This window comes from Protofrankia symbiont of Coriaria myrtifolia, assembly GCF_900634755.1.
In the GTDB taxonomy this organism is placed as follows: Bacteria; Actinomycetota; Actinomycetes; order Frankiales; family Frankiaceae; genus Protofrankia; species Protofrankia coriariae.
Genome location: NZ_CAAAFS010000284.1, coordinates 1 through 12,120, shown reverse-complemented (window position 1 = coordinate 12,120; position 12,120 = coordinate 1). Strand labels below are relative to the sequence as shown.

The window sequence follows — 12,120 nt, the reverse complement described above, 5'->3', positions numbered from 1 at the left end:
GGCGGACATGCGCCTGGTCAGACGGCGGCACGTCGACTTCGTCCGGACGTGCAGCGCGCTGTGTCGGTGACCCGTCGGGGCCTTTCTTCTCGGATCTCTGGTCTTCTCGGATCCTCTGGGTCAGTACTCCGGCCCGTCCGCGGCCCGCGCATCCAACGTCCCACGCCTCTTACGCCCTCACGTTCCGCGTTCCATCCGACAAGGAGCTCAGCGTGTCCCTTGACGCCGACAACCGGCTGGACAGCATCGTCACCACGACCGCCACCGCGGATCCCGACAACGCCGCGCGGTTCGCGGCGGCGCTGGAGCGCGCCGACCTGGTCGCCGCCGAACTGCGCGCGACCGCCGCCGAGCGCGACCGCGCCAACAGGACGCCCCGCGCGGAGGTCGAGCTGCTGCGCGGCCACGACCTGCTCCAGGTCCAGGAGCCCGTCGCCTACGGCGGCTCCGGCCTCAACTACGCGCAGGCAGCCGCGATCACCCGCCGTATCGCCCGCGGTGACACCTCCATCGCCCACCTGATCGGCTACCACTACGCGCAGACCCGCGTCGCGCCCCTGTTCGGCACGCCGCGGCAGGCCGACGAGCAGTCCCGCCGCAACGCCGAGGGCAAGCTGTTCTGGGGCGGTGTGCAGAACCCGCGTGGCGGCTCCGACCTCGTCCTCACCCGGGACAGAGACGGCTTCCGGCTGAACGGCCGCCGGTCGTTCGCCTCCGGTGCCAGCCTCGGTGACCACCTGTCGGTCACCGCCACCTACGACGGCGAGCTGGTGTTCGTCTCCCTGCCCGCCGGCCGCGAGGGGTTCCGGGCGCTGGAGGACTGGGACAACATCGGCCAGCGGCTCACCGACTCCGGCGGGGTCGTCTTCGACAACGCCCGGATCTCTCGCTCCGAGATCCTCGGCGACGACCCGATCACCGGTCGCGTACCGTCGCCGTACCAGACACTGGTGACCCCGCACTGGCAGCTCGCCTTCGTCAACTTCTACATCGGGACCGCCGAGGGCGCGCTCGAGGAGGCCCTGGACTGGACGCGTCTGCACGCCGCGCCGTGGGAGACCTCCGGCGTCGAACGGGCGACCGACGACGCCTACATTCTGCAGACCGTCGGCGAGCTGCGGAGCGAGATCTCAGCCGCCGGGCTGCTGGCCGACCGTGCCGGCGCGGCCCTGCAGGCGGCTCTCGACATCGGCCCGTCGCTGACCGAGCGGCAGCGGGCCGAGGCCGCGGTCGCCATCTACGAGGCGAAGTACCTCACCACCAAGGTGTCGCTGGCGGCGGCGAGCCGGCTGTTCGAGATCCAGGGCGCCCGGGCGACCACCAACGCCTACGGGTTCGACCGGCACTGGCGCAACCTGCGGACCCACACCGTGCACGACCCGGTGGCCTACAAGGCACGCGAGGTCGGGGACTGGGTGCTCAACCGCCGTGCCCCCGCCTTCTCGCTCTATCGCTGACCGGCGAGTCCGTGCGGTGGTGCGATCATTTTTTTCGTACCGCCGCACAGACTCGTACCGCCACGCAGACTGGAATCCCTGGCCCGGAATCCCCTGATTCGGAGATCCTCTGACCAGGAACAGCGGACGCCGGCCGTCCAGACGTCCGCCATCCGCCGTGCTCATCTGTCGTGTCCACCTGTTGCGGCCAGCGGCCGGGGCGGCTGGACGTCCGTCATCTGGAGTGCCGTGGTGACCGATCGACCGTCCGATGCCGGGGCCCGCCCGTCCTCCGTTGCTGCCGCCGCCGCTGTCGTGCGTTCGGACGCCGAGGCGCTGGAGATCGCGCGGAAGGCGGCGGCCGGCTTCGCGGTGCACGCCGACGCCCGGGATCGCCACCGGCGGCTGCCCATGGCCGAGGTCGACGAGCTGTCCGCGTCAGGGCTGCTCGGCATCACCGTCCCGGCGCGTTTCGGCGGCGCCGACGTCTCCGTGGCGACGCTGACGGAGGTGTTCCGCGTGCTCGCGGTCGCCGACGCGAGCCTGGCCCAGATCCCGCACAGCCATTTCGTCTTCCTCGATGCCCTGCGCCGGCGGGGCGGCGACGAGCAGCAGGCGTTCTACTTCGGCGAGGCGCTCGCCGGCCGGCGTTTCGCCAACGCGCAGTCCGAACGCGGCAGCCGGACCATCGCGGACGACGCCACCACCCTGCGGCGCCGACCCGGGGGCGGTTACGTCCTGCGCGGCGAGAAGTACTACTGCACCGGCGCGCTGTTCGCGCACTGGCTGGTCGTCCGCGCCGTGCTGCCCGACACCCCGCCGCGCCCCGGCGGGGCCGTCCCCAGGGCGCTCGCCTACATCCGCCGGGACTCGCCCGGAGTGAGCGTCGAGGACGACTGGGACGGCATGGGCCAGCGCACCACCGCCAGCGGCACCGTGCGGCTGGACGACGTCCCGGTCACCGCCGACCAGGTGGTCGACTTCTCGTCGATCTTCGATGGCCCCACCACCTATGGTGCTCGGGCTCAGGTCCTGCACGCCGCGCTGGACGCCGGCATCGCCCGCGGCGCGCTGGACGCCGCCGTCGGCCAGGTGGCCAGGGCCCGGCCGTGGTTCGAAAGCGACGAGCAGCGGGCCGCCGACGACCCGCTGCTCGTCCAGCAGGCCGGCGAGCTGGAAATAGCGGTCCGGGCGGCCGAGGCCCTGCTGCGCGAGGCCGCGGCAGCTATCGACGCGGCCGAACGCGACCCGACCGAGGCCAGCACGGCGCGGGCGTCGGTGGCCACCGCCGTCGCCAAGGTCACCGCTGCCCGGGCGGCGGTACGGGCGGCGGACGAGCTGTTCGAGCTCGGCGGCACCCGCTCGGCCGCCGGCCCGCTGAACCTGTCGCGCCACTGGCGGGACGGGCGTACCCACACCCTGCACGACCCCGTCCGCTGGAAGGTCCAGCACATCGGACGCTGGCTGCTTTCGGGCGCACCCCCACCACGACACGGGCAGATCTGAACGGGCAGATCTGAACGGACAGCTCGGACGACACACGGTATCCGGCGATCATGGAGGCGTTTCCCGCATGGCCCTGCGGCTGCACTGGTTCCTGCCCACCTATGGCGACTCGCGGTTCATCGTCGGCGGGGGGCACGGCCTGCCCGCCGGCACCGCGTCCGGTGATCGTCGTTCTTCGATCGGCTACCTGTCCTCGATCGCGCGTGCCGCCGAGGAGTTCGGCTTCGCCGGCGCCCTGACGCCGACCGGGGCGTGGTGCGAGGACGCCTGGCTGACCACCGCGATGCTGGCCCGCGAATCCGAACGGCTCGCCTTTCTCGTCGCGTTCCGTCCCGGCCTGATCAGCCCGGCCCTGGCCGCGCAGATGGCCGCGACGTTCGGCATCCACGCACCCGGCAGGCTGCTGCTCAACGTGGTCACCGGGGGTGAGGCGGACGAACAGCGCGCCTACGGCGACCATCTCGACAAAACAGCCCGTTACGCCCGCTGCGACGAGTTCCTCTCGGTCGTGCGCCGGCTGTGGGCGGGGGAGACGGTCACCCACCGTGGCACCCACCTCCAGGTCGAAGCTGCGCGTCTGCCGACGCTGCCCGACCCCGTCCCGCCGCTGTACTTCGGCGGGTCGTCGGCCACGGCCGGCCCGGTCGCGGCCGCGCACGCCGACGTCTACCTGATCTGGGGCGAACCGTTGGACGCGGTGACGGACAAGATCGCCTGGATTCGGGGTCTCGCGGCCGCCCGGGGCCGCGACATCCGGTTCGGGATCCGGCTGCACGTCATCACCCGCGACCGCGCCGACGACGCCTGGCGGCAGGCCGGCCACCTCCTCGACGCGCTCGGCGACGATGTCGTGGCCGCCGCGCAGGCTGGCCTCGCCCGCAGCGAGTCCACCGGGCAGGCGCGGATGCGGGCTCTGCACGAACGCGGCCGTGTCGACGGGAGCTGGCGTGACCCGCGGGCGCTTGAGATCGCCCCGAACCTGTGGGCGGGCGTCGGCCTCGTCCGCGGCGGGGCCGGCACCGCCCTGGTGGGCAGCCACATCGAGGTCGCCGCCCGGATCGCCGAGTACGCCGCGCTCGGCATCGACGAGTTCGTGTTCTCCGGCTACCCGCATCTGGAGGAGTTGTACTGGTTCGGTGAGGGCGTCCTGCCGCAGCTCGCCCGCCGGGGCCTCGTCACCGTCACCGGCGCCCACGACACCGGCAACCGCCCCTTCCTCCCCGCCGCCGCCCACTGAATCCGCATACTGTGCGTCAGAGGTCGAGGAAGTAGCGCAGCACCTTGCGGATCGCGGTGAGGGTGGTGTCGTCCACGGTTCCCAGGTGGCGTTCGAGCCTGGCGGTGTCGATCGCCCTGGTGTCCTCGGGGCGGGCGAAGCTCGGCTTGCGCAGGCCGGTTGCCGGGCCGGTGATGCGTGGCTGGGTGACCAGGCCGCGATCCTGCCCGGTGAGCGGAACGACGATCGCCATGTCGATGGGCAGGCTGTGCAGGCCGTCGGCGGAGACAACCACGACGGGACGCCGGCCGCCCTGCTCGTGGCCGACCACCGGATCGAGGAGCGCGAGCCAGACCTCGCCGGTGCGAATCCTCGTCATTCCCACCAGTCGGGCGTGTCGTCGAACGCGAGCGCGTCCCGGTCGGTACCGCGCTGCCAGGCCCTCGACTCGGCGCGGTCGCGTTCCCACGCCTGCGGGTCGCTGGCACGCAGCTCCTCAAGCTGAGTGCGGGCCCGCGCGAAGAAGGACTCCCGCTCGAGCCGGTCGGCGATCTCAGCGAGCATCCGCCCCATCGTGGTCCCGCGATCGTGCGCAAGGGATGCGAGTCGGTCGCGAACCGTCACATCCACCTTGATCGTTGTCAGTGTCATACCGATAAGTATGCCGTTCGGTAGGTGTTCTCGTCATGCCGTTCAACGGCAGACCAGCGCTGGTGGCTATCCGACATCCGCGTCTCGTAGTCGGTCTCTCCTTCGCTGCTTACCTGTCAAGGGCGCCTGTGCTAGCCGGTGACGTCCGGCCACGACGGCCCGCTTGGCGTCCATCTGATGGCATAGTGGGAGAATCACGCCCTGTGTCCAATCCGTTCCCCACGATGAAGCCTCGGCAACTGCTGCGTGTACTGCAGAGGCTGGGGTACGAGGAGGTCCCGTGGGGGCGGCGGCTCGCACCGCTGGCTGGTGGCGCAGGGAAGACCCCGGCTGCGATGGGCGTTCCCCGAGTCTGTGAACTCCGCAGCGGCTCGGCCCTGGGACAGTCGGTTTGTGGATGAGACATACGCGAAAGTGTCCAGCCGCTGGGTCTGCCCGTACCGGGCGGTTGACCAGCACACGTCCCCGCCAGCGAACGGTGTGACCTGACCGCCGCACGCAGTACTTCAGCCGAGCGCTGTCACTCGGCCGCCGGCCGGTGGAAGTGACCGCCGCCAAGGCAGCCGCCTGCCCGAGGGTCCTCGACGAGCCCGCTGCCGAAGGTCTGCTACGTTGACGCCTGGCGGGAGAACAACCGGATCGAGTCGAACCACGGCCAGCCGACAGCTAGGCACCGAGATGCGCGGCCTGAAACTGCCCCGGTCCGTCCAGACCATCAGCATGGGGCACACCCTGGTCAGACCATCCACCGGGGCCGCTACGAGCTCGGCGTCGAGGCCGACCCCTCGCTGGCGCCTGTCAGAGTCTTCTCCGAACTCGCCCGCAATCTGACCACCGGGCCGGACGGGCCCGGGCATGCTCTGCCTCCCCGGAACGCATCAGCAGCCCCGCCGATCGCCCTCCACGCCCAGGAAACAATCTTCATATATTGACAATCGTTTTCGTTTTCATCAAAGTGGCACCATGCATCGTCGCGTTCCCGTCGCGCCCACCGTGACCGCCGGATGAGCCTGCTCAGTCCCGGTGGAGCACGGCCGTCCGCGGTCGATCCGGACATCGCCGAGAAGCTGCGCGGCTGGATCCGCTCCGCGCTGGACCTCGACGAGGAGGCGACCGTACTCGTCGCCCAGCTGGCGTGCGCGGAGCCGGGCTGTCCGCCCGTCGAGACTGTCCTGGCCGCGCTGCCAGCAGCCGGCCGACGCTCGGTTACCCTGCCCGGTCCCGCGGCGCGCCTCACCGAGTCCGACGTGCGCCGCGCCTTCCACCTCTCCGGAGAAACGCATGCCCACTGACGCCACCTCGCAGTCGGCCGACCAGGCCACCAAGGTCCCGGTGACCGTGCTCACCGGCTTCCTCGGCAGCGGCAAGACCACGCTGCTCAACCGAATCCTCACCGAAGAACACGGCAAGCGCATCGCCGTGATCGAAAACGAATTCGGTGAAATCGGTATCGACGACGCTCTGGTCGTCGACGCTGAAGAAGAGATCTTCGAGATGAACAACGGCTGCATCTGCTGCACCGTGCGCGGGGACCTGATCCGCGTCCTTGGCACGCTGATGCGCCGCCGGGAGAGGTTCGACCACATCCTCATCGAGACCACCGGGTTGGCCGACCCGGCCCCGGTCGCGCAGACCTTCTTCGTCGACGACGAGATCGCCGGCCAGCTCCGGCTGGACGCCATTCTCACGCTCGTGGACGCCCGGCACCTGGCCCGCCACCTCGACGACGCCAAGCCCGAGGGCGTGGAGAACGAGGCGGTCGAGCAGATCGCGTTCGCCGACCGGATCGTGCTGAACAAGACCGACCTCGTTGACGAGGCGGAGCTCGACGAGGTGATCGTCCGGATCCGGGCGATCAACAAGGTTGCGGAGATCCTGCCCGCCCAGTACGCCAAGATCGACCTCGGCAAGGTCCTCGACGTTGGCGCGTTCGACCTCGAGCGTGCACTCGACGTCGACCCCGCGTTCCTCACCGAGGGTGAGCATCAACACGACCTGACCGTGTCCAGCGTCGGCATCGAACTGGTCGGAGACCTGTCCATACCAAAGCTCAACGACTGGCTCGGCGAGCTGCTGTCGACCAAGGGCGCCGACATCTTCCGGTCCAAGGGGGTACTCGCCGTCGCCGGCCAGCAGAACCGGTACGTCTTCCAGGGCGTCCACATGCTCTTCGAAGGCACCGACGGCCAGCCCTGGGGCAACGCGGCCCGGGTCAGCCGGCTGGTCTTCATCGGACGCCACCTCGACCGCGCCGCCCTCGAAACCGGCCTACGCCGCTGTCTCGCGAGCGCACGGTGAGCCGCACCGCCAACCTGCTCGCCTCCGGGCGGAAACCGGCCGAACCCGTCTGGTCGATCGACCTCGACGACGCGGTGAGCACCGTCACCGCCGCACCGCGCGGGCCGCTGGTCGCCGCCGCGTCCCTGTCCGGGCGCACCGTCGTCATCGACGCGGATGACGGGGTTGTCGTGACCGAGATGCCGCACCACGAACTCGGGGCTCTGGCGGCGGCGTGGTCGCCGGATGGGCGCCGCCTCGCGGTCGGCGGAGCCGATGGGACCGTCGTCATCGGCGACCTGACGGTCGGTCGGCACGACGCCGTCATGGGCCAGGGTTGGGTGCACGCACTGGCCTGGTCCCCCGACGGGCAGTACCTCGCCGCCGGCAGAGGTCGCGAGGTTCTGCTGCTGCGGCCCGACGGGACCATCGTCACCCGCTGGCCCGGCCAGCCCAGCACCGTCACCGCGCTCACCTGGGCCGGCCACCGGCTCGCCGTCGCCTGCTACGGCGGCATCCGCTGGTACGAACCCGGACCCGACCGCACTGAACCGGTACGCACCTTCGACTGGAAGGGTTCGCTGCTCACCATCGCCGTCGCGCCGAACGCACGCTGGGCCGCCTCCGGTAATCAGGACGCCTCGATCCACCTGTGGCGGCTGTGGTCCGGCGAGGACTACGAGATGAGCGGCTACCCCGCCAAGGTCACCGCTATCGCCTTCGCCCCGGACTCCCAACGGCTCGCCGCCGGCGGCGGCGAGGAAGTCACCGTGTGGAACCTCGGGGGCAAGGGCCCGGCCGGGCAGCGCCCGGCCTCGCTACGCACGCACTCCGGACTCGTCGTCGCGCTCGCCTACGCTCCGGTCCCACCGGGCTCGGCGGCCGGCCGGACTGGCCAGCGCGCGGCCGCCCCGCCGCTGCTCGCCAGTGGTGGCAGGGATGGCCGCCTGGCCGGTTGGCGGGGCAGCGGTAGTTCCCGGCGCCCGCAGTTCGAGGTCGATCTGGGGGCGCCTGTCAGCTCGGTCACCTGGACCGCCGACGCGGCGCTTGTCGTGGCGGGCACCCAGGGCGGCCGGCTGAGCGCGGTCCGTCCGTCGGACAGTCCGCCCGGCACCGGTACGAGACGCAGCAGCTGACCGGCCTGGCCGGCCGGTTCCCGAGCCCCGCCAGCCCGCTTCCGGAGAACCCACCATGCGCCAGCCGATCCCACTGTCTGTGACGTTGGTGTGTACTGCCGGGGGTGACGTCGGGGTGGTGGCGACCCCCGCAGGCGGTGGGGTTCGCCCCGTCCCCGTGGTCTCCTACCGGTGCCCGTCCCACCCGGTGGGAGGGGTCGTCGTCCGATCGCTCGACGTGGGTGACGGACCGCCGTACAGATCCTCGGTACCCGCCCAGGACGTGAGTCTCGTCGACGTCGTCGCCCGGGACATCGCTGCCTCGGTAGCGGACCTCGCGGCCGATGGACACGCCGCGGCCGTCGTGGTGGCACCACCGGGATACGTTCCCTTGGACCTGATACCGGGCCTGGCCGGCTGTCCCGCGCTCAGTGTGGTGTCGTCGGTGGCGTTGGTCGACGCGACGACCGCGTTCGAGGACCTGGACGGATGTGACTCCTTCGCTGACCGAGGCCTCGCCGTTCCCCGTCTCGGTCGGATGGTGCCAGCGGCCCTCGTCGACCAGGTCGAACGTGCCGACGTCGTCGTTCTCGCCGCCACCGACGAGATTGATGTCTGCGACATGCTGCAGCTCGACACGCTGGTGCGGCGGCTGAACCCGGCGGCCCGACCGGTGACCGTCGTCGGCCGAGCCACACCGGCCAGCGATATCCTCGCCTCCGCCGGCCCGGACGGCGGCGCGGGATACGACGAGATCGGCTCGCACCGGCACGCGGGCTGGTTGCGGATGCTATGCGCACGTACCGCGGACGACCTGCCGGCCAGCGAGGTCGGGATCACCGCCACGGTGCTCGCTGCCCGTCGGCCGTTGCACCCGCAGCGGCTGCATGACTGCCTGGACGGCCTGGTCGCCGGCGTGGTGCGTTCCCGGGGTTGGCTGTGGCTCGCCAGCCGACCCGACCAGAGGATGGCGTGGGACCACGCCGGGCGGGGACTCACGCTCGCTCCCGACGGCTACTGGCCCGCCGTCGACGCCGCACCCGCAGACCACAGCGCCGCTTGTCCTGGCTGGGATTCCTACTACGGCTACCGCGTTCAGGAACTGGCCCTGATCGGTCTGCACGCCGACCCGGCGGTCCTCGCCGGAGTCTTCCGTTCATGCCTGCTCACCGACGTCGAGCTCGCTCTCGGCGAGGACGGCTGGCGCGAGCTACCGGACCCCTTCCCGGCCTGGCTACCGGACCTGAACGGATAGCCAGGAGGACAAGGATGACCGGAGCCCGCTCTCCGGCCTTCCCGACATGCGGCTTGGCCAGAGGCCGCCGCACCGAGAACCGGAGCCGGCGGAGTAACCATCCCTTGCTGTGGCGATATCCCGACCGAACCGACGCCCGGCCGAGCCGGTCACGCGACACAGCCGGGCACCCTGACGGTTCGTCAGCAGTTGACGAACTCCGGCTGCTGGTTGAGGACCTGGCTCTCCGCGGAGATAAATCGGCGGTACTGCTCACCGCCGACCGCCTGCGGGCGGAACGCGGCCAGCCGGTGGCAGTTCTGGAACGCCAACGCCACCCCGAAACGCCGTTCCAACGCCTCCCGGATCGAGGTGCTCGCCATCGCCCGCAGCAACTGCCCCTGCGCCACGTTGTCCGCCGGCGGAACCAGGTTGTCGGAGAAGTCCCGCTCGGCGGTGGGCAGCTCACCGGCGAGCCGCTCCACCAGGCTGTAGGCGTACGGAAGCGAGTCCCGCACACACGCGAGAAACGCCTCCTGGTCGACATGGCCGGCTTCGGCCTGAGCGAGCAGATCCGGGGACACGGTCAAGGAGATCAGTGACCTCCTGACGCAGGTACTTGGAACATCAACACTCTCCAATTTGACAACCGTTGTCAATACTAATTGGAGCGACATGTTCACATGGCGCGAGAGGGAAAGAGGCCCTACCGTTTTCATGTGATCAGACGCTTAGCGACGCGCGTCGGAGGGGCGAGCATGCTGCTGAGGGCACTCGCACGTCGGTATGCCTCGCCTGATCACCCGCCTCGCCGACGGGTTGTGTCGCGTGCATGCACCGCTCAACGCCCTCGAGGCCAGCATCTCCTGCACCTGCGGATCCTGAGTGGCGCGGGACTGGAGCCTCGACGCGTCGCGGTCGGGAGATCGTCTACCGGCTCACCGGCGATCGCGTGGCGCACATCGTGCGCGACGCGATCGCACACTCCAAGGAGAACGCCCGTGACCACCACCAGTCACCCGGCCCACCACAGCACCTCAGAACATCCGCACACCTATGGCTGCGGTCACGTCGCCGTCCCCCACCACGACCACATCGACTACATCCATGACAACCATCGCCATGCCGACCACGACGGGCACTGGGACGAACACTGACCCGACCGCCCCACGGATCACCGGGTCTGTCCCGTTCGAGGGACACTCCCGGATCACCGATCCGGTTGACATCCGGTGCAGAGTCCGAACAGGTCGATCGCAGGGAGTGTAAGAAAAACGGTGTAACTCACCTGTGACACTCTGTGCATACGCGCAGGTAGAGGAGGCACCAGATGACCGACACGATCGAGGACACACCGGCCGATACCGGCCCCGCACCGGCCCCGCCGGTGATGGTTGACGAGGCGCTCGCCGAGAGCCTCATCGAGCGGGCCCGCGTCGAGGGGCTGTCGCTGACCGGGCCCGGTGGGATGCTCGCCGGGCTGACGAAGATGGTCCTGGAGAAGGCCCTGGCCGCCGAGATGACGGCGCATCTCGGTTACGAGCCGGGTGACCCGGCCGGCCGCAACGGCGGGAACTCCCGTAACGGCACCCGGACCAAGACCGTGGTCACCGAGATCGGCCCGGTCGCGGTCGATGTGCCCCGTGACCGCGACGGTTCGTTCACCCCGCAGCTCGTCGCGAAGCGGCAGCGTCGCCTCGGCGGGGTCGAGGAACTCGTCGTCTCGCTGGTCGCCAAGGGGCTGACCACCGGCGAGGTCCAGGCGCATCTGGCCGAGGTCTACGGCACCGAGGTGTCCCGGCAGACCATCTCCACCATCACCGACAGTGTGATCGCCGGCATGGAAGAGTGGCGTAACCGGCCGCTCGACCCGGTCTACGCCGTCGTGTTCATCGACGCGATCGTGGTGAAGATCCGTGACGGGCAGGTCGCGAACCGGCCGGTCTACGTCGCGATCGGGGTCACCGCCGACGGCGAACGCGACGTGCTCGGACTGTGGGCCGGCACCGGCGGTGAAGGCGCCAAGCACTGGCAGCAGGTCCTCACCGAGCTGAAGAACCGCGGCGTCACCGACGTGCTCATCCTCGTCTGCGACGGGCTGACCGGTCTGCCCGACGCCGTCGCCCAGGTCTGGCCCGTCACCATCGTCCAGACCTGCATCGTGCACCTTCTGCGCAATTCGTTCCGGTATGCCAGCAAGAAGGACTGGCCCGCGCTCGCGAAGGACCTCAAGCCCGTCTACACCGCCCCGACCGAGGCGGCCGCCCTCGACCGATTCACCGACTTCGCCGCGACCTGGGAGAAGAAGTACCCCGCGATCATCCGGCTCTGGGAGAACGCCTGGGCCGAGTTCGTCCCGTTCCTCCGGTTCGACGCCGAGATCCGGACCGTGATCTGCACGACCAACGCGATCGAGAGCCTCAACGCCCGGTTCCGCCGCTCGGTGAAGGCCCGCGGCCACTTCCCGAACGAACAGGCCGCGCTCAAACACCTCTACCTCACCCTGACCAGCCTCGACCCCACCGGCCGCGGCCGAGCCAAATGGATGATCCGCTGGAAAGCACCCCTCAACGCGTTCGATCTGGCCTTCGACGGACGCCTGTCCGCCGGCCGGAAGTAGACCAGCTCACCGCAGTGGTCCACACGTAGCACCAACATCACCCGCTACACCGTTAACTTGACACT

The 12,120-nt window shown here is 70.1% G+C and carries 11 protein-coding genes and 2 pseudogenes; 10 read left to right on the top strand and 3 right to left on the bottom strand.

Features of this window, described 5'->3' with window-relative positions:
- The first annotated feature begins 212 nt into the window (after positions 1–212).
- The 3 genes from CM1CMNOD_RS15775 (at position 213) to CM1CMNOD_RS15765 (ending at position 4,179) form a co-directional block, all read left to right on the top strand.
- Positions 213–1,457: an acyl-CoA dehydrogenase family protein gene (locus CM1CMNOD_RS15775; RefSeq protein WP_013874593.1), complete on the top strand. Its 1,245-nt coding sequence runs from the start codon at positions 213–215 to the stop codon at positions 1,455–1,457.
- A 231-nt stretch (positions 1,458–1,688) separates the two neighbouring features.
- Positions 1,689–2,942: an SfnB family sulfur acquisition oxidoreductase gene (locus tag CM1CMNOD_RS15770; protein ID WP_013874592.1), complete on the top strand. Its 1,254-nt coding sequence runs from the start codon at positions 1,689–1,691 to the stop codon at positions 2,940–2,942.
- Between the two features lie 67 nt (positions 2,943–3,009).
- Positions 3,010–4,179, top strand: coding sequence for an LLM class flavin-dependent oxidoreductase (locus CM1CMNOD_RS15765; protein ID WP_013874591.1), 1,170 nt, complete (start codon positions 3,010–3,012; stop codon positions 4,177–4,179).
- 16 nt (positions 4,180–4,195) lie between these two features.
- On the opposite strand, the gene CM1CMNOD_RS15760 is transcribed toward CM1CMNOD_RS15765, so the two are convergent.
- Both CM1CMNOD_RS15760 and CM1CMNOD_RS15755 read right to left on the bottom strand, forming a co-directional pair.
- Positions 4,196–4,537: a type II toxin-antitoxin system PemK/MazF family toxin gene (locus CM1CMNOD_RS15760; RefSeq protein WP_013874590.1), complete on the bottom strand. Its 342-nt coding sequence runs from the start codon at positions 4,535–4,537 to the stop codon at positions 4,196–4,198.
- Positions 4,534–4,722: a hypothetical protein gene (locus tag CM1CMNOD_RS15755; protein WP_131791458.1), complete on the bottom strand. Its 189-nt coding sequence runs from the start codon at positions 4,720–4,722 to the stop codon at positions 4,534–4,536. Before CM1CMNOD_RS15755 ends, CM1CMNOD_RS15760 begins: the two co-directional genes overlap by 4 nt.
- A gap of 435 nt (positions 4,723–5,157) precedes the next feature.
- On the opposite strand from CM1CMNOD_RS15755, the pseudogene CM1CMNOD_RS23245 reads away from it, so the two are divergent.
- The 5 genes and pseudogenes from CM1CMNOD_RS23245 to CM1CMNOD_RS15735 form a co-directional block, all read left to right on the top strand.
- Positions 5,158–5,630, top strand: a pseudogene (locus tag CM1CMNOD_RS23245) (DDE-type integrase/transposase/recombinase); the annotation flags it as partial.
- Positions 5,631–5,813: 183 nt separating this feature from the next.
- Complete coding sequence (locus tag CM1CMNOD_RS15750; RefSeq protein WP_013874588.1) at positions 5,814–6,101, top strand: hypothetical protein; 288 nt, start codon at positions 5,814–5,816, stop codon at positions 6,099–6,101.
- Complete coding sequence (locus CM1CMNOD_RS15745) at positions 6,091–7,107, top strand: CobW family GTP-binding protein (RefSeq protein WP_013874587.1); 1,017 nt, start codon at positions 6,091–6,093, stop codon at positions 7,105–7,107. The genes CM1CMNOD_RS15750 and CM1CMNOD_RS15745 overlap by 11 nt, the downstream gene beginning before the upstream one ends.
- On the top strand, positions 7,104–8,222 hold the full coding sequence (locus CM1CMNOD_RS15740) for a WD40 repeat domain-containing protein (protein ID WP_013874586.1): 1,119 nt from the start codon (positions 7,104–7,106) through the stop codon (positions 8,220–8,222). Before CM1CMNOD_RS15745 ends, CM1CMNOD_RS15740 begins: the two co-directional genes overlap by 4 nt.
- A 118-nt stretch (positions 8,223–8,340) precedes the next feature.
- Positions 8,341–9,456 (top strand): CobW family GTP-binding protein, encoded by a 1,116-nt coding sequence (locus CM1CMNOD_RS15735; RefSeq protein WP_165001449.1) that lies wholly within the window; start codon positions 8,341–8,343, stop codon positions 9,454–9,456.
- A 182-nt stretch (positions 9,457–9,638) separates the two neighbouring features.
- Here the strand turns inward: CM1CMNOD_RS15735 and CM1CMNOD_RS15730 are convergent, their stop codons facing one another.
- Complete coding sequence (locus CM1CMNOD_RS15730) at positions 9,639–10,031, bottom strand: SCO5389 family protein (RefSeq protein WP_043606861.1); 393 nt, start codon at positions 10,029–10,031, stop codon at positions 9,639–9,641.
- A 462-nt stretch (positions 10,032–10,493) separates the two neighbouring features.
- Here CM1CMNOD_RS15730 and CM1CMNOD_RS24120 point away from each other — a divergent pair.
- Both CM1CMNOD_RS24120 and CM1CMNOD_RS15720 read left to right on the top strand, forming a co-directional pair.
- Positions 10,494–10,592 (top strand): annotated as a pseudogene (locus CM1CMNOD_RS24120) (zinc transporter permease); the annotation flags it as partial.
- A 173-nt stretch (positions 10,593–10,765) separates the two neighbouring features.
- Positions 10,766–12,055 (top strand): IS256 family transposase, encoded by a 1,290-nt coding sequence (locus tag CM1CMNOD_RS15720; RefSeq protein ID WP_013871703.1) that lies wholly within the window; start codon positions 10,766–10,768, stop codon positions 12,053–12,055.
- Positions 12,056–12,120 lie beyond the last annotated feature (65 nt).

What these genes read in the sequence shown, in the direction of transcription:
- CM1CMNOD_RS15765 (WP_013874591.1), top strand. Translation starts at nt 3,010, where the DNA reads ATGGCCCTGCGGCTGCACTGGTTCCTGCCCACCTATGGCGACTCGCGG.
- CM1CMNOD_RS15760 (WP_013874590.1), bottom strand. Translation starts at nt 4,537, where the DNA reads ATGACGAGGATTCGCACCGGCGAGGTCTGGCTCGCGCTCCTCGATCCG.
- CM1CMNOD_RS15755 (WP_131791458.1), bottom strand. Translation starts at nt 4,722, where the DNA reads ATGCTCGCTGAGATCGCCGACCGGCTCGAGCGGGAGTCCTTCTTCGCG.
- CM1CMNOD_RS15750 (WP_013874588.1), top strand. Translation starts at nt 5,814, where the DNA reads ATGAGCCTGCTCAGTCCCGGTGGAGCACGGCCGTCCGCGGTCGATCCG.
- CM1CMNOD_RS15745 (WP_013874587.1), top strand. Translation starts at nt 6,091, where the DNA reads ATGCCCACTGACGCCACCTCGCAGTCGGCCGACCAGGCCACCAAGGTC.
- CM1CMNOD_RS15720 (WP_013871703.1), top strand. Translation starts at nt 10,766, where the DNA reads ATGACCGACACGATCGAGGACACACCGGCCGATACCGGCCCCGCACCG.